General features: G+C 51.5%; 15 protein-coding genes and 1 pseudogene. 6 read left to right on the forward strand and 10 right to left on the reverse strand.

Annotated features, from left to right (window positions below):
- The first annotated feature begins 300 nt into the window (after positions 1-300).
- Complete coding sequence (locus FDZ78_RS08875; RefSeq protein WP_136408435.1) at positions 301-2,154, forward strand: U32 family peptidase; 1,854 nt, start codon at positions 301-303, stop codon at positions 2,152-2,154.
- A 6-nt stretch (positions 2,155-2,160) separates the two neighbouring features.
- Here FDZ78_RS08875 and FDZ78_RS08880 read toward each other — a convergent pair whose 3' ends face one another.
- The 5 genes and pseudogenes from FDZ78_RS08880 to FDZ78_RS08900 form a co-directional block, all read right to left on the reverse strand.
- Positions 2,161-2,535, reverse strand: coding sequence for a DMT family protein (locus FDZ78_RS08880; RefSeq protein WP_123398642.1), 375 nt, complete (start codon positions 2,533-2,535; stop codon positions 2,161-2,163).
- A 16-nt stretch (positions 2,536-2,551) separates the two neighbouring features.
- Positions 2,552-4,084, reverse strand: coding sequence for a bifunctional UDP-sugar hydrolase/5'-nucleotidase (locus FDZ78_RS08885; protein WP_136408436.1), 1,533 nt, complete (start codon positions 4,082-4,084; stop codon positions 2,552-2,554).
- Between the two features lie 186 nt (positions 4,085-4,270).
- Positions 4,271-4,750 (reverse strand): hypothetical protein, encoded by a 480-nt coding sequence (locus FDZ78_RS14640; protein WP_168182013.1) that lies wholly within the window; start codon positions 4,748-4,750, stop codon positions 4,271-4,273.
- Positions 4,751-5,773: 1,023 nt separating this feature from the next.
- A pseudogene (locus FDZ78_RS08895) lies at positions 5,774-5,869 on the reverse strand (7-carboxy-7-deazaguanine synthase); the annotation flags it as partial.
- Between the two features lie 103 nt (positions 5,870-5,972).
- Positions 5,973-7,196, reverse strand: coding sequence for an IS4 family transposase (locus FDZ78_RS08900; protein ID WP_124076696.1), 1,224 nt, complete (start codon positions 7,194-7,196; stop codon positions 5,973-5,975).
- Positions 7,197-7,753: 557 nt separating this feature from the next.
- On the opposite strand from FDZ78_RS08900, the gene FDZ78_RS08905 reads away from it, so the two are divergent.
- The 3 genes from FDZ78_RS08905 to FDZ78_RS08915 are packed head-to-tail and all read left to right on the forward strand — an operon-like array spanning position 7,754 to position 10,123.
- Positions 7,754-8,761 carry a radical SAM protein gene (locus tag FDZ78_RS08905; protein ID WP_136408438.1) on the forward strand — a complete coding sequence of 336 codons (1,008 nt, stop codon included), beginning with the start codon at positions 7,754-7,756 and terminating at the stop codon, positions 8,759-8,761.
- Positions 8,762-8,763: 2 nt separating this feature from the next.
- The gene (locus tag FDZ78_RS08910) at positions 8,764-9,711 is read left to right on the forward strand and encodes a hypothetical protein (RefSeq protein ID WP_124076117.1); all 948 of its coding nucleotides are present in this window, start codon (positions 8,764-8,766) and stop codon (positions 9,709-9,711) included.
- A gap of 4 nt (positions 9,712-9,715) precedes the next feature.
- Entirely contained in the window at positions 9,716-10,123 is a 408-nt protein-coding gene (locus FDZ78_RS08915) for a PH domain-containing protein (protein WP_168182016.1), read from the forward strand.
- Between the two features lie 6 nt (positions 10,124-10,129).
- On the opposite strand, the gene FDZ78_RS08920 is transcribed toward FDZ78_RS08915, so the two are convergent.
- From FDZ78_RS08920 to FDZ78_RS08940, 5 genes are read right to left on the reverse strand one after another with little or no spacing between them, the layout of a single operon-like run.
- Positions 10,130-10,711 carry a radical SAM protein gene (locus tag FDZ78_RS08920; RefSeq protein WP_136408440.1) on the reverse strand — a complete coding sequence of 194 codons (582 nt, stop codon included), beginning with the start codon at positions 10,709-10,711 and terminating at the stop codon, positions 10,130-10,132.
- 42 nt (positions 10,712-10,753) lie between these two features.
- On the reverse strand, positions 10,754-11,089 hold the full coding sequence (locus FDZ78_RS08925; protein WP_136408441.1) for a 6-carboxytetrahydropterin synthase: 336 nt from the start codon (positions 11,087-11,089) through the stop codon (positions 10,754-10,756).
- 48 nt (positions 11,090-11,137) lie between these two features.
- A complete protein-coding gene (locus FDZ78_RS08930; protein WP_136408442.1) occupies positions 11,138-12,577 on the reverse strand; it encodes a CCA tRNA nucleotidyltransferase in 1,440 nt (479 codons plus the stop codon).
- Positions 12,578-12,636: 59 nt separating this feature from the next.
- Positions 12,637-13,827, reverse strand: coding sequence for a Xaa-Pro peptidase family protein (locus FDZ78_RS08935; protein ID WP_124076119.1), 1,191 nt, complete (start codon positions 13,825-13,827; stop codon positions 12,637-12,639).
- Positions 13,828-13,834: 7 nt separating this feature from the next.
- Positions 13,835-14,722: an META domain-containing protein gene (locus tag FDZ78_RS08940; RefSeq protein WP_160631765.1), complete on the reverse strand. Its 888-nt coding sequence runs from the start codon at positions 14,720-14,722 to the stop codon at positions 13,835-13,837.
- A 432-nt stretch (positions 14,723-15,154) separates the two neighbouring features.
- On the opposite strand from FDZ78_RS08940, the gene FDZ78_RS08945 reads away from it, so the two are divergent.
- Both FDZ78_RS08945 and FDZ78_RS08950 read left to right on the forward strand, forming a co-directional pair.
- Positions 15,155-15,616 (forward strand): dCMP deaminase family protein, encoded by a 462-nt coding sequence (locus FDZ78_RS08945; RefSeq protein ID WP_123400389.1) that lies wholly within the window; start codon positions 15,155-15,157, stop codon positions 15,614-15,616.
- A gap of 141 nt (positions 15,617-15,757) precedes the next feature.
- Positions 15,758-17,383: a S41 family peptidase gene (locus FDZ78_RS08950; RefSeq protein ID WP_123400387.1), complete on the forward strand. Its 1,626-nt coding sequence runs from the start codon at positions 15,758-15,760 to the stop codon at positions 17,381-17,383.
- Positions 17,384-17,391 lie beyond the last annotated feature (8 nt).

Consider the following 17,391-nt stretch of genomic DNA (forward strand, 5'->3'; position numbering starts at 1 on the left):
CCGTTCCGCTGATGGAAAACTTCATCGGTGGATGATGCCACCCTCCGGCAATAATCACAGCCCTCGCAGCGTTTATTAGAAAGCGCCGCGAGGGTTTTCGCTTTGCTGACAGTCTGACCGTCTGCGTCAGCCGCCACCGTAAAAAACGTGCTCTGCGCCACTCTTCACGAGCCGACGCAGAGCAATCATTATAATCAAAAAGCTAATTCTATTACGTTTTATGTCTTTTTGACTCGACAAAGGCGCTAAGGTTTAATATAAACATTCTGTTTTAACGCTATTTAACACAACGGACTCCATATGGGCAAATCAACTGCAACTCCTCTCGAACTCCTTGCTCCGGCCCGCACGGCCGACACCGCTATTGCCGCCGTCACGGCAGGTGCCGATGCGGTTTACATCGGCGCGTCGAGTCACGGTGCCCGCCGGGCCGCGGCCAATTCCGTGGCCGAGATAGGACGGGCTGCAGAATTCGCCCATAGGTTCGGCGCCCGGATCTATGCCACCGTCAACACGATTGTCTATGACGATGAGATCAGATCAGTCGAAAGGCTTGTCGGTGAGCTCTATCGTGCCGGTGTCGATGCCCTGATAGTCCAGGACATGGCCCTTCTGCGCATGGATCTGCCACCCATCGAGCTTCATGCCAGCACCCAGTGCGACATCCGTGATGTCGCCAAGGCCCGTTTTCTGGCCGATGCTGGCTTCTCACGCCTGGTGCTTGCCCGCGAGCTCTCTCTGAAAGAGATAGCCGAAATTCATGCCGCAGTGCCTCAGACTCCGCTCGAAGCTTTCATCCACGGTGCGCTCTGTGTCAGCTACAGCGGCGACTGCCGTGCAAGTTTCGTCACCACCGGCCGCAGCGCCAACCGCGGAGAGTGTGCCCAGATCTGCCGTCTGCCATTTGACCTTGTCGATGGCTCCGGCCGTCAGCTTGTCAGCGGCCGCCATCTGCTTTCGCTGCGCGATCTGAACCGCTCGTCGGTAATGCCCGAACTGGCCGGGGCCGGAGTCACCTCCTTCAAGATCGAAGGCCGTCTCAAGGACGATGCCTATGTCAAGAATACGGTGGGAGCCTACAGCCGCATTCTCGACCGCCTGGTCAGCGAGAGCGGCGGCCGTTATGTCCGTCAGTCGGCCGGAAGTGTCAGCCTCGGTTTCAGTCCCTCGCTCGAAAAGAGTTTCAACCGCGGATTCACCCCCTATTTCCTCACCGGGCGCGCCCCTGCCAAGGGAATGGCCTCAATGGCAAGCCCTAAGGCCATCGGCCAGAAGATAGGCACAGTCACCGCCTGCAATGCAAAATTCATCACCGCACGCCTCGACGCGCCTCTGGCCAACGGCGACGGTCTCGGATTTTTTACCCCTGCAGGAGCTTTTACCGGCTTCAGGCTAAACCGTGCGGATGGCAACCGTCTTTTCCCGGCCTCGCCCCAGACCATTCCGGCTGGCACTGCGCTCTACCGCAACCGCGACAAGAATTTCGACGATCAGATCACCGCGGCCAAGACGCGCCGGACGCTGGCGGTCGACATGTCGCTCCACCTCCGCCTGCCCGACCGCCTGATGCTTGAGATGACTGACGAGCGCGGAGTCTCGGCCTCGGTAGTGGCCACACTCGACTCACCCTTGCAGACCGCCGTCACCCCGCAGGCCGCCCCGCGCCGCAAGATTCTCGACAAGCTCGGCGCCACCGTCTATCATGCAGGCCGTATAGTAGACCTTGCAGGCGATTATTTCATACCTGCCTCAGCCCTTGCCTCGCTTCGCCGCGACTGCGTGGAGGCTCTGGAGCGCGCCTCACGCATGACCTATTCCTATTCCTACCGGCTCCCTGAGAAGCCTGATGCAGGGCTTCCCCAAGGCTCTGTGCTTACGGTCCATGACAACGTGGCCAACCGCCTTGCCCGCGAGTTCTACAGCGATCACGGAGCATCGGCCATAGGCTCTGCCGTGGAAACCGGCGGAGACAACTCGCAGGCTCCGGTAATGACCACCCGCTATTGCCTGCGGCGCGAGCTCGGAAAGTGTCTTCGCGAACCCTCCGGCAAGGAATGGAAAGGTCCGCTGACCTTGATCAGCGGACCTGTAAGACTCCGGGCCGACTTCGACTGTCAGGCTTGCCGGATGAATCTTTATCACGTAGGAGAGTGAGACTTTTCAGCTGTCCATAAAGACCAGATAGACGGCCGCTATCAGCAGGCAGAATGCCAGAAAGTGATTCCAGTGGAGCGCCTCGCCTTTGAAAAACACTATGGTGAAAATCGAGAACACCACCAGTGAGATAACCTCCTGCATGACCTTCAGCTGAAGCAGCGAGAACTGGCCGCCGTTGCCGGCGAAACCGTAGCGGTTTGCCGGAACCATGAAGAGATATTCAAACAGCGCGATGCCCCATGAGAGCAGGATCACCAGCATCAGCGGGGTCTGCGAGGTTATGACCTTCATTTCCGACAGCTTCAGCTGTCCGTACCAGGCGAAAGTCATGAAAATGTTGCTTATGACAAGCAAGCCCAATGTAAGCCATCCGTTCATTGTCTGAGGGAATTTTTTAGAAACTTGTCATGCGGGCCTTTTTGTCAGGAGCCGACAGCAGTTTGTCGAGTTTCCCGGCCGAGATGTAGTCGATGAGTATTTTATAGAGCACCTCATTGCTCTTGGCGAGAGTCACGCCCTTTTTCAGAGGCTCCATATAGTCATTGCCTGCGGCGAGATAGTCGATCGTGGCAAGGCGGTAGCTGCGTTTCGGGTCAATAGGCTTGCCGTCGATGGTCACGCTGTTGACAGCCTTGGTCGAGGGATCATAGACCGCCTTGACATTGCCGCTCACTCCGTTGCCGTCCTGCGCGGCCATGATGCCGAAGTTGTCTATCAGATCCTGGCCCTTGATCTCGATGACTACTATAGAGTTGTCAAACGGAGCGATGTCAATGATCTCGCCCTGGGTGATGGGGCCGGCGGCAAGTGAGTTGCGGATACCGCCCTTGTTCATGATGGCCAGGTCGACAGGCTTTCCGCAGATTTCCTCTCCGCGGATCTTGACGAAATCGCTCAGCAGATTGAGCATCTCTGTCGACTTGCGTTCGAACTCGAAAGGCGAGTTGCCTATCACCTGCGAGCGCATCGAGTCGACTTTGGCGCGGTAGGGGGCCACGATTGATTCGATCTTCGAGCCAACGCGGCTGTCCAGACGGCTGTCAACGGAGATCAGCTTGGCGCTGACCTCCTTGGTGTCAAGGTTGATGTCGATCTCGCCGAGGTTCACACCGCTTGATCCGGTCTGCAGCACACTGATAGTGTCGCCGGCGGCGTTTGCCACTCTCCAGGCGGGCACTCCGGCGCGCTTGTCGGCCGGGTCAATCACCGTGTGGGAGTGACCGCCGATGATCACGTCGATGTCACGTGAGTTTCTGGCGATGTCAAGGTCGCTGTAGCCGGGCTCGTTGTCATAGCCGATATGGGTCACGGCAATCACCATGTCGGCGCCGTCTTTCTTGAGCCGGGCGGCCTCTTCGTTGGCAGCCTTTACGCCGTCGATGTATTTGACACCGGTGTAGTTCGACTCGGTCACAATTCCCGCCGGATCAAGATTGATGCCGATGAACCCCACGGTCTTGTCGCCGATCTTTTTCATCATCGAGGGTACAAAAAGGCCTTCGAGGGTCGATTCGCTGAAGTCATAGTTGGTGCTGAGGCGCACGGCGTTGAGTTGTTTCCACTCCTTGGCGAGCTGCTCCATGCCTTTGTCAAACTCGTGGTTGCCGAGAATCTGTATGTCATAGCCCATAGCGTTCATGACCTTGCGCTCCACTTCTCCGCCGAAGAGGGTGTAGTAGAGCGAGCCCTGCACTGCATCGCCGGCATCAATCAGCATGACGTTTTCATTAGCGCCGCGCACACTGTCGATCAGCACATCGCGCCGCGACACGCCGCCGAGGTTGTGGCGGTCGGGGTCGATGGCCGAGTGGGTGTCGTTTGTGTGGAGAATCACAAGCCGGTTGGCCGAATCGTCTTTCTTCGTGCAGCTGCTCACGCCGAAGAGGGCCGCTAAGACACACGCTATCAGTAATCTGTTGAGTTTCATATGCTATATTGATATAATATCTAAATTACATTACAAACGGCACTTCGCAAAAGTTTCTCACTCCCGCAAAACGCATCGGCAAAATTAGCAAAAATCCTTGAATACCGGAGGCAAGAGGTTGTTTTTAAACGAGCTCTAAAAATCATCATGGCCGGCGAAAGACTTCGGGGCGCTCCGTAGGGGTGCTTACTGTCGGGCCAGACGGCGGCGCAGCCTGTTTGCCGCACGGCGCACCTCCTGCTCGTAAAGGCGGCGTTCGCGGCGGTTGCGCGGTCTGAACGGCTCCGGTTCTTCGTCCTCGGCATCATCGGAGTCAACATCCTGTTCGGCTGCTGCGGGGGCAGACACTGCCGCAACGGCTGCGGGCTCACGGTGTTTTCGGGCGGCATCGGCCACTCTTTCGGCGGCGCGCTGACGTGCACGGCGTGAACGCTGGAGAGCCTTGTCAATCTCCATGCGCAGCAGGTTGAAAACCAGAATTGTAGCGGCGTCTGAGCCGCCCGGAGGCAGAGTGCCGTCAGCCATATAACGGTCAATGCAGCCCATAGTCGCCTCCGCGGCATCCTCACGGCCTACACTCCTCAGAGAGTCTCTTACGCGGTCTGTGATAGTGGAATAGAAGTTTTTTGATACCGGACAGAGTGGCTTTCGTGTATGTTTTTTCATAGCGCAGTAAATTTTGACTTTTAGTTTACCGCAAAGATAATCACCTCTGTCCCCCGTTTTAGTGCGATAATGCGGGAGAGGGCAAAAAACATAGTCCCCCGTTGCCGTTAACCAGCCTCTCCGAGGCAGAAGTCTCTTTCTCACCAATACCCCAGGCACCGCTCGGCCCTTTGGGCTCTCGCTTACCCTGGGGTTTCGAAAACTCAGTCTCTTCGAGACTTTTATGGAAGCCACCATCTCATCCGAAACTCGCCTTATCGGACACCCGTCGCCTGCGTGGCCGTCCGGACCCCGTCTTGCGGACACGCGCTGACCGTGAGCGGTCCGGGCCCGGTGTTGTCATTCTGAATTGGCGTTGTCTGGTCCTGTCGTTGCCTGCGGGTCCATTCGGAACGGTAAATCGGTGTCCTCGACCGGACACCATATTTGTTTGAATGTCTTTCCTCCCCGACACCTGCGCGCGTTGCGCTTCGGTGTCGGGGGCTACGAGTAAATCGGTGTCCTGGCGGACACCCGCTGCCCGCTGCCCGTCCGTCCCCCGCCTTGCCGCCGTCCTCCGTTGCCTGTGTGACCATCCGGACCCTGTCTTGCCGGGTTTGGCGCTGCCTTTGGATCTGTCCGGGTCACGCTGCGCGTGCTGAGACCGGATGGTGATGTCCGTCAGGACATCGGTTTACTCGTAGCCCGTGACACCGCAGCGCACAGCGCGCAGGTGTCACGGGTTTGCGATCCCCTCCAGCATGTGGTGTCCGGACGAGGACACCGATTTACCGCCCCGGATGGAATGCTAATAATTAAAATATTTTTTAACTTTATGAAATCTTTATAGCTCTTTTCGACCAATTTTAGGCTTTAGTTCAGTCATTATGGAACCCCATAACTCTTTCACAAAATCTAAAAATTGACTCGAAAATATTCTCTAAATCTTAACATAAATCAAAAGTAAACACGACTCTTAAAAGTCGTTGTATCGATCTTGTCAAGGCGATCAATCCTGACGTAACGCTCCGATTATAAAGCTGCCTACTGTATGTCGATCAGCTTGTGGGTCTGTAGCGAGAGCCGCCAGTGGGGATGGGCGAGGATGTAGCTGACGGTCGCGGCCGTGTTCGAGCCGCTAAATATCATTATAAGCTATTACTGTCCGCTAAACCATAAAAGGGTGAGTCCAACTTCTTGAACAGCAGAAGTTGGGCTTACTTTTTGTATTTGACAAGCCCCCTCAGCAGTTTTCGGGATCTTCAGGAGGGGATTCCGAGGCCTCTGCGAGCATGATTTTCAAGTCAGCGTCGGGCTGATTTAGGAACTTTTCGAGATTCAGATAATACATCAGTACAATTCTGACGATTGTAGCCAGTCCAGAAAAGCTCCAACGCCTTTGCAAGGTGCTTTGTAAGACCGAGAGCAACAGATTAGCTATGAGCGTTACCCAAATCTGTATTTTTATGGCATTGGCACTTTCGCCATAGAAGTATCGCAAAGGGAAGTTCTGCTTTATCTGCTTGAAAAGCGACTCAATCTGCCATCGGCGACGGTAGATGGCCACGATTGTCTCCAGAGGCATGTCGAAGTCATTGGTGAGAAGCGATATAAGTTTTGGCTTCTTGCCTTTCTTAATGTCAACGTATGTGATTATTCTTGCAATGTGGTTGATGCCGTCTTTACGGAACACTACGACCTGTTCACGGTACTCCATCAGTCCCTGTGGATTCTGGTGCATACAGTCCACAAGTATTTCATAACTGAGGTTTTTCTTCATTTTGGTTACATATACCACCCCTCGATCCGTCAGTTCCTCGAATTTGGCATAGTTGATATATGCACGGTCAAGTGCTACTATCTCGTTGTGGCTGTAATGGCTCGGTGCAAGCATGAAGGAGTCATTGGTCGCTGCCGAAGTGAACTGCACGTCGCAGTGAACGCCCTCATTGGCATGTATGACCGAGTGTACCTTGATGCCGCCTTTCTTCTTTCCCGTCTTCGGATGACGGCCAACACCCTTGAAAATAGCATTGGAGAACAACGTGATTGTAGTGGAATCGATGATTCTAAGCCGTCTTATCCACTCTTCCGTGCCATTGCGTCGGCTGTCCGAGGAAAGAATGTCTTTATTGGCTGCATACAAGTCGCGGTATACATCTTCAAAGAACTTCTCTGAACGTCTGGCATTTGCATCCGACAAGGTGCTCCGCCTGGGCACAGTGTCAATGCCTACATGATGGAGTTTGCGTACCTCGGCTGTCATAGAAGTCTCTATCTCACGCAATGAATCGAAGCGCTGTATGACAGCATATAGCATCGTAAGCAAATGCGTATAGCCGTCAAAGCTCTTGACATACTTCTCTCCGCCGTGTTTTCGGCTGATTTCAACTATTTTTTCACGATCAAGTGATTTTATCAGCTGACCATATGTCGGCTGTCCGAAGAAATTACTACTTTTACTCATGGTTATTTAAGATAGTTTGGCGACATCAAAATAACCATTTAGGGCTGACTCCTGCAATAGGTGCCAGCCCTAATTTTTCAATCGCTCAAAAAAAGTTTAGCGGACAGTAATAATTATAAGCATGTCTTTTATGTTTGTAGATTGGTATTATTCCCTTGATTGTTAAGGCTATGTCAATTTGATGGTGCCTAAATCGTTGTGACTTTGGTGGATTTCGATGTGGTTGCCATATTTAGAGATATTATTGTCCGCTAAACCATAAATCACGTGACCGTGATTTTATCAACTGACCATATATTGGCTGTCCGAAGAAATTACTACTTTTGGGCATGGTTATTCATGGACTGTTTGGCGATACCCAAATAACCAATTAGAGCTGACTCATGCAAATGGAAATCGACTTTAATCGCTTGTATTAGCAAGAATCAGTCCTAAATTTTTAATTCCTCAAAAAAGTTTAGCGGACAGTAATAATTTAGAGATATAAAGTTTCAAATTATTTGTGAATTATTTGAGTATGTAATATATTTGCAGAAAAATATATCAGTAAAAACACAATGAAAGTAAAAAGTCTCTCTCTGGTTACAACTTATAAATGTACTGCGTCATGTGCAAATTGTTGTTTTGAGTGTAATCCAAATAGGTCTGAAAAAATGCCTTTGAATATTGCAAAAAAATATATTGATGAAGTTATTTCTGTCTTTAATGAGATTGAAGTGGTAGTTCTAACAGGAGGAGAATGTTTTATTGATCTGCCATATTTGATTTCGTTAATAAATTATATTGCGGATAAAGAGTTAATTTGCAGGGTTGTTACAAATGCATTTTGGGCGAAAACTAAAGATGCGGCTATAAGTGTTCTAAAGAGATGTAAGAATGCGGGATTAGCTGAGTTAAATATCAGTACTGGTGATGAGCATCAAATATTTATTCCGTTTGAAAACATAAAAAATGTAATCCATGCAGCAACGGCTTTAGATATATTGACGGTGGTTAATGTCGAGTCGGGTAGTAGACGTAATTTTGGGGTGAATAATATATTGCAAGATGAAGATGTTAAATTAATTTTACATGGAAATAAAAATATTAAACTACATATAGCCCCTGGTTTATGGATGCCTTTTACAGAAGAAAGCCTATCATTATTTCGGAATAAAAAAGAAAATGTACCATATTTTCTTAAAGAAAGATGCCATAATATATTTAATGGGATTACAATATCTCCTGAAGGTAAAATGTTATCTTGTTGTGGATTACCAGTTTTGTATATTCCATACTTTAACTTGGGAGATTTAGAATTTGGTAATTTGTACAACCAGTATATTGCCCAGTTTGATGACTTCTTAAAAATATGGTTGTTTGTATCTGGTCCGTGGAAAATCTTATCTTTTATTGGTGAAAAATTAAATATTGATATCCCTGAGTGTCATGTTATTGCTCATACATGTTTTTATTGTGCATGCATATTTACCAATCCTCTCTATTTAAATGCGGCAAAAAAATATTATGGAGAGGTATATTCAATAGTGATGCTTAAATTTTCCTTTCTTATTAGACAGCTATAAAAATGAAAACGCCGAATAAAAATGTAAAAAGATTAGTAGTGTGGTCGGTCGCAAGTTCTTTAGTAGGAAGTTCTTGTTCAGGATTATATGCTGATCATGATTTAGATCGATTCACGACAGAAGTTAATAATAGAGTAATAGGGAAACAAGCTGCAATAAGTATTCATTTATCGGATGAACAATATGAATCATATGTTTATTATGCGAATATTGTTGATCAAATAATATCAGATCGATCATTTGCAAAAAAAATGATTGAAAATCCATCAAGATATTTGTGTAGTCGCAGTGGAAATAATATTAGTGGTAATATTGATGATATTCTTATATTAGATACTGGTTTACAAAGATTACTTCAGTCATTTGCGGATGATGATATTATGAATGCGATAGATGCAGGTGATGTAAAAGCATACCTATATCAGATGAAAAATAAAGGCTTTTTGTATCAACAAATAGAAGAGAATTATGATGTATTGAACCGAGAAGAAAAAAAATTATTTCTTTTGAGTTTAGGTGTTGAAGATCCCGATGCTATTGTAGATTCTATTGCCGTTGGAGTCTTTGTGGCATTATTCTATTTTGCTGTTGCTGTAATTTCACATGTTGCTGGTATGTATACGGCTTTTGTAGCTGCTAATATGGTTGCGGGATTCACAATTGTTGTAGATATGGCTGCATACACATCTGTTTCTGTCGCAGGATTACATTTAAATTGGGATAAAGAATTTGATATATGGCTTTTATCTTCATCGGATGAAGATGGCGATAAAGTTATAAATCTTAATGAAAATGAATGTCGGGAAGCTATTGATAATGTTATTCAAGTCTATAGTGAAATATTTGCAGATGAAGTTAAGGATATAGACATAGATCGTTTAATTGATACAGTAAGATTAAATGTCAACAAGCAGATTGAATCAGATCTATTGGACTTAAATAATGAATAATTATATGAAATTCAGATCAAAGATTGACCTGTGGGTAGTTGTGGCGCTATTTCTGATCGTGGCGTTGCCGGTCGGGCTTCCGCTTTTCTATGCGTTTTCGTGGATAATGCTTGGGGTTGCCGTCATTACAGGGGCCATTCTTTGGTCTGTGACATTTGGAATAAGTTATGTAGTGACAGATCAAAAACTCCTGATCAGATGTGGCCCGCTCAGATTAGGGCAAGTGGATATAATGAAAATCACCGTGATAGAATCGACCGGCAGCATGTCGGCAGCCCCGGCGGCGTCATCTGACCGGATTGCGGTCTATTACAAAGGGAGCCGTCAGGCTGTGGTGATTTCGCCTGATGACAGGAAGGGATTTATCGATCTTGTCAAGGCGATCAATCCTGACGTAACGCTCCGATTATAAAGCTGCCTACTGTATGTCGATCAGCTTATGGGTCTGTAGCGAGAGCCGCCAGTGGGGATGGGCGAGGATGTAGCTGACGGTTGCAGCCGTGTTCGAACCGCCGTCGTAGCGAGGTGAGCTGCAGGGCTGTAGGAAATAGTGCATGGCCGGAAGCGAGTTGGCTATGGACTCGACATCCTGACCTTCGTAGACCACTTTGAGTTCGTCGATGTTGCGCAGGCGCACGGCTATCTCACCCCCATGGCCCTGCTTCGGCGAACAAGTCACCCAGTCAATCCCTTCGGGCAGAGGATTGGTGCCGTTTGTCTCGATCTGTATGAACCAGCCCTCGTCATGGAGCAGATCGACCAGCATCTGATCGAGTTGCAGCGAGGGTTCGCCTCCGGTGATGATTATGTGGCGTGTGGGATATTGCCCGATTGCCTCTACAATCTGCGCGGGGCTCATCAGAGTGTGTTCCTCGTGGCGGGTGTCGCAGAATCCGCATTTCAGATTGCAGCCGCTCATGCGCAGAAACACCGCGGGAGTGCCCGTGAAGTAGCCCTCGCCCTGAAGCGAATAGAAGATTTCGTTTATCCGGTAGCTCATAGAAATGGAGTAGTGGTAGGGGGAGTGTTGGTGGGGAATGGATTATTCGTCAGTCTCGTAGCTTGCCACGTTGCCCTCGCTTTCCTGCACGTCCACGCGGTAGCAGTGGGGAATCTGCTCGCAGATCCAGCGGGCAATGTTCTCGGCCGTGGGGTTGAAGGGGAGAAGCTCGTTGAAATTGCCGTGGTCGAGATAAGAGGTGATGTGCTTCTTGATGTGGCTGAAATCGGCCACCATCCCGTCGGCGTTGAGCTGGCGCGAACGGCAGTGGACAGTCACAATCCAGTTGTGGCCGTGCAGGCGGCTGCATTTGCTTTCATATGACAGTTCGAGGCGGTGGCAGCCTGCAAGTTCGAATCGCTTGGTGATATAGTACATAAGTAACTCTCTCTGTTTGAAGTAACTCTCTTAAGTAACTCTGAAAAATTATTTCTTGGCGCCGCTGACCGGATAGAGACCCTGCTCGGCGGCAAGACGGAGCATCAGTTCGCGGGCTTCTTCGTGGTCGTTGTGGATCACGCCGTCAAGCACCGCATTTTTGATGGCGCTCTTGATCTGGCCTACCACCGGACCGCCCGAAATGCCGAAGGTCTCCATGATCTCGGTACCGTCGACCGGCGGCTTGAAGTTGCGGATGTGGTCACGCTCGTTGAGGTCTACCATCTTGCGGCGCACAAGCGCGAAATTGTCGAGAATCCGGCGCACTTTCTCCTGGTTTTTGGACGTGATGTCGGCCTCGCAGAGGGTCATCAGATCTTCAATGTCATCGCCCGCGTCGTGGATCAGACGGCGCACAGCCGAATCCGTGACCTCGTCCTCCACCAGTGCTATGGGGCGCATGTGGAGCTCTACGAGTTTGGCCACATATTTCATCTTGGAGTCCTGCGGGAGCCTCATGCGGCGGAAAATGCGCGGCACCATCTTGGCACCGATGAAATTGTGGTTGTGGAAGGTCCAGCCTATTTTTTCGTCCCAGCGCTTGGTGACGGGCTTGGCTATGTCATGCATAAGCGCTCCCCAGCGCAGCCACACGTCGTCGCTCTTCTCGGCCACGTTGTCGAGCACGGCCATAGTGTGGTAGAAATTGTCCTTGTGGCCGCGACCGTTGACCACGTCCACCCCCTTCATGGCCGCCAGTTCTGGGAAGATGATGGCAAGCAGACCTGATTTCAGCAGCAGATCCCAGCCGGTTGACGGGCGGCGGGAGTGCATGATCTTCATCAGCTCGTCGACAATGCGCTCTTTTGAGATGATGCGTATGCGCTCGGCATTGCGGCGTATGGCCTCGAAGGTCTCAGGCAGGATGGTGAAATCGAGCTGAGTGGCGAAGCGGATGGCCCGCATCATGCGCAGAGGATCGTCGCTGAAAGTGACGTCGGGGTCGAGCGGAGTGCGCAGAATACGGCGCTCCATGTCGCCAAGTCCGTCGAAAAGGTCCACGAGCTGCCCGAAGCCGTTGCGGTTGACACACAGAGCCAAAGCGTTGACGGTGAAGTCGCGGCGCGAGAGGTCTTCTTCGAGAGTGCCGTCCTCGACCACCGGCTTGCGCGAGTTGCGGTCATAGCTTTCGCGGCGTGCGCCTACGAATTCGAGTTCCGTGTCGTGGCGCTTGACCTGCGCGGTGCCGAAGTTGCGGAACACGTTGAGGTGAGTGCCCCGGCCGAGGCGCGAGGCCACTATCTCGGCCAGCTCGATGCCGCTTCCCACGGTCACAAAGTCGAAATCCTTTGACGGACGGTCAAGAAACAGATCGCGCACACATCCTCCCACGGCATAGCAGGGGCGGCTGATCGAGTCGGCTGCCTCGCCGATGGAGTGGAAGAGCGGGAGGTCGATTTTTTTTACTATATCTTCTAAAGATTGCATTTTCAGGGGTTGGCTGTGGTGAGTGGGTGGGGAGGGGGAGCTGAGGCAGGCTGTGGCGCTCAGACGTCGAAATAGGAAATCTCCTCAGGGGCCGGGGTCAGGCATTCAATGCCGTCGTCATTGACGGCATAGGTATTCTCGATGCCTACGGCACCTGTGCCCGGAATCACGAATTTCGGTTCGAGGGCTATCACATTGCCTGCGGCGATGATGTCGCGCGAGCGGGGAGCGATCACCGGAAGCTCGTTGATCTCTATGCCGATGCCGTGGCCTATGAAGCCTGCATGCTGGCGGTGGCCCATGAAGTAGGGGTGCAGGCCGCACTCTCTGACCATCTCCTCGGCCTTGGCATAGAGCGCCTTGGCCTCGGCTCCCGGACGCATCATGGCGCAGAGCTCGCGGTGGATGTCGATTGAACACTGATGGGCCTTGAGAGCCAGCGGATCGACATTGCCAAGGGCGAATACACGGGTCATGTCGGTCATGTAGCCGTCAAAATTGCCGTTCATGTCGACCATCACCGTATTGCCCGGCTTGATGGTGTTGCCGTTGGCACCCACCGGCAGCGAGGGGTCCATGCCCTGGCCTCCCATTGCGAAATCGTAGGGCGAGGGGAAGTCGGCATTGTCGCCCACAAGCACGTTGCCCATATAAAGCTCCATCGAGTCTCCACTGATGCGGAACTGGCCGAGGCAACCTTCCAGACGGCTGAGTTTTTCGATCTCCACCTGAAGCTCAAGATCGTTCATGCCCGGCTGATAGAGATGAGGGATGCGGCTGTAGACATGGACATGCTTCACTCCTGAGCGGCGTATCATGTCGATCTCACCGGCAGTCTTCACCGCGCGGGCCTGGCGCATGACCGCAGAGGCGTTTTTAAGCTCGCTCTGCGGAAAGACGCTCTTCAGGCGCATGGCCGTAGAGTAGGGGAGCACATCCAGTTCGAGGCCTATGGCTTCGGGAACGTTCAGCCCCACAGTCTGGCCTATCTCTTCAGGCTTGCGGATATAGACCACACCGTCGCCTTCGAGTTCCACCGGCCGGCGCACAAAATAGATGACCGGACCTTCCAGAGGCAGATAGATGTATCCGGCGTAGACACGTCCGGTCAGATAGTATTTGTTGGCATTGTCAGAAATCAGCATGGCCGGAAGCTGATCGGCAGCCATCCGGACCCTGACCCTGTCAATGCGCATCTGCTGCTCTTCGGGAGTGAGGAGCAGCAGATGGCTGATGTCTATGGGTTTCATTATCGGACTATTCTTCATTGAGCTGGTCGGGAGAGATGCGGATGAGGGTCAGCATCGGCATTCCGTCGGAATCCTTCATGATAGCCTGGTCGGCAGATGCACCTTCAGTGCATGTGGCCACCTCTTCGAGAGCCACGAGGAATGACTGTTCGGTGGCAATGTCAGGGCAGGTCATGCGGGTGGTGGCGAGATCCTTGAACTCTATGCCGTCGCCCTTGTCGAGGTTGATGACCACGGTGCCGTTGAGAATATTGCAGCCGGCATTGCCGTGGATTTTGCATTCGTCAATATCGATCACCACCTTGATGGCTGTCGAGGCAGGAACCGGAGTACCCTTGATGGTAGTCACCTGCCATGCGCCGTTGAGGAACGATAGATTGCGCTTGCGGAGAGTCATGAGAGCCGTGCCTGATTCGGAATTGAGCGAGATGGAGTTGTTGTCGATCACACTGTAGGAAGCCACCTGGTTGATAGCCTGGTTGAAAGCGAATTCATAAGGCGCGTCCGGACAAGCTTTGAGCGAGGTGATAAACTCGCCGTTGGGATTGAGCTTCGTGCCTTTGACAATCCATGAACCGTTGAGGTAATTGCAGCCGTTGAAGCCGATCACCAGAATGGCGGTCTTCGCTTCAGGGATAGCCTTGAAAGTCACTTCGGGATGATTGTCGCCGTTGACCTTCACCTCCTCGCCGTTGATAGTGGTGACAGACCAGCTTCCGAGCAGAGGCTCGATCAGAGTTTCGGCAGATGCCGGTTTCGGCTGTCCGGTTACGGTAGTAGTCTTTACGTTTGCGTTTTCGCTATCCACGGTAGTGCCGTTTTTTTTGAATACATTGCAGCCTGACATAAGCAAAGTTGCTGAAATGGCGGTTGCTAACAGAGAAACAGATTTCATAATCATATATGTTTTTTTGAATTTCGGAAGGACGTTCGGGAACTCCGGCTACAACTTCGGGAGCCCATCGGGTTTTAGAGATTAAACATCCGAAAGCCCGACTTTGTGCGCCCTCCGTGAAGAATTGACAACAGTCAGACGCCACCGCGCCTGATCTAACTACACCACAAAAGTAATCAATTTCCCGCACATAGGCAATCTTTCCCCGCCAACGCCCCCGGCCACCGCGATAATTACATAACCCTTTGCAAAAAAAAAGATCTGTCTGACAAATCCTGGCATCGTTTGCTTTTAAGCGATGATCTGACCGTTTAAAGGATTACGTGGCTATGTTTTGTGCACATTTTTGGGACGGATGTGTTATATTTTGCGATGAAATGTGATTTAATAGAATTATTCTCACTATCTTTGCACTGAATAAATCGACCGATTATGGAACATGACGGCAAGGAACATAACGGCAAGCAGGAGCTGCTCGACAGACGCTATCTGCGCATGGCCCGCATATGGGCCGAGAATTCCTATTGCGAACGGCGGAAAGTCGGGGCGCTGATGGTCAAGGGGCGCACTATTATTTCCGACGGGTTCAACGGAACTCCGGCAGGCTTCGAGAATGTCTGCGAGGACGAGAGCGGTCAGACCAAGACCTATGTGCTCCACGCCGAAGCCAATGCCATCACCAAGGTGGCCCGCTCAAACAACTCTGCCGAGGGTTCGACGCTCTATGTTACCGCTTCTCCCTGTCTGGACTGCGCGAAGCTGATCATCCAGGCCGGAATAAAGAGGGTGGTGTTCAACGAACTCTACCGCATCACCGACGGCATAGATCTGCTGCGCCGTGCAGGGGTGGAATGCTGCCATATATCGGATGCCTGCGAGACTGACGGCGTTTAGAAATTAGCCGCCTGCTCCACGCCGGCCCATACTTAGAGGCCGTTGTTTTTTTGACAACCTCTTATTGCTATTCGTACATTATTACATTGTCTCTGATAAGATAAAAACATCAAAAAGCTAATTTTTTTGTAAAAACCTTCTATGAACAACCGTCTTAAGAAAACATCCGTCTGGATGCCGCTTGCCATTGCAGTGGCTCTCGTGGCCGGAATGTGGATCGGTAAATCTTTTTTCAATAATTCCGCAAGATGGAATTCCAGAAGCAAACTTGACACGATTCTGGAAATAATCGACCGCTCGTATGTCGACGATGTTGACCCCGACAGCCTGCTTGAGGCTTCGTTTGCCGGGCTGCTCTCACATCTCGACCCCCACTCGGTCTATATCCCCGCCGCAGACCTTCAGAACGTCAACGAGGAGCTGAGCGGCTCGTTTTCAGGCATCGGCATATCGTTCAATCTGCTCAACGACAGCATTAATGTGCTTGAGGTGATTTCCGGCGGACCCTCGGAGAAGGCCGGTCTGCTTGCCGGCGACAAGATTGTGAGCATCAACGACACCATTGTGGCCGGACAGAAATGGAGCGATGTCAAGGTGCGCTCTTCGCTGCGCGGGCCTAAGGGAAGTGTGGTGAAGCTCGGCATCAAACGCCACACGTCGAAAAAGATTCTTCCTTTCGAGGTGGTCCGCGGCGACATCCCTGTGACCTCTATCGACGCCGCCTATATGATCGCTCCGAAGACCGGCTATGTCAAGATCAATAAATTCGGGTCGAACACCTACAGCGAATTTCTCACCTCGGTTGTCAACCTTATGGCCGACGGGGCCGAGAAGTTTGTAATAGACCTCCGCGGCAACGGCGGCGGCTTCATGGAGCCCGCCGTGCTGATGGCCAATGAATTCCTGCCTGCCGGCTCGCCGATAGTGAGTATGCGCGGAAAGACCGCTCCCGATGACCGCCCTACGTTCAGCGACGGTTCCGGATCGCTGCTCAACACCGAGCTGGTGGTTCTGATCGACGAGGTCTCGGCAAGCGCGAGCGAGATCTTCGCCGGTGCTATCCAGGACAATGACCGCGGACTGGTGATAGGCCGCCGCTCGTTCGGCAAGGGTCTGGTTCAGAATCAGATCGAACTGCCTGACAGCAGTGCCCTGCGTCTGACCATAGCCCGCTACTACACTCCGTCGGGGCGCTGCATCCAGAAGGCCTACGCTCCGGGAACGGATTATGACCGCGATATCATCAACCGCTACGAACACGGCGAGTTCTACAGCGCCGATTCCATAAAGCTCGACAAGTCGCTTGCCTTCGAGACCATGCACGGACGCACCGTCTATGGCGGCGGGGGCATCATGCCTGACATTTTCGTCCCGAATGACACTGCCGGCATCACGTCGTATTATCTCAACGTAGTCAATGCCGGTCTGATTCAGAAATATACTTTCGACTATACCGACCGAAACCGCGACAGGCTTGAAAAGTCAGGCGATGTGGCTGCTCTTCTGCGCATGCTCCCTGACGATGACACTCTGCTTCAGGACTTTGTCAGCTACTCGCAGAAGGCCGGTGTGGCTCCCCGCTGGTACTACATAAACATTTCCCGTGATCTGCTTGTTAATCAACTGAAAGCCATGATAGTCCGTAATGTGCTTGGCGTAGAGGGCTATTTCAAGGTGTTCAACGAACTTGACCCGACGGTTGTCAGCGGAGTCGAGGCTCTCGCCTCCGGCAAGGCGGCTTTTCCGGTCAAGGAGACAAGATATTAATTGCGAAA

Source organism: Duncaniella sp. B8 (assembly GCF_005304985.1).
Lineage (GTDB): Bacteria > Bacteroidota > Bacteroidia > Bacteroidales > Muribaculaceae > Duncaniella > Duncaniella muris.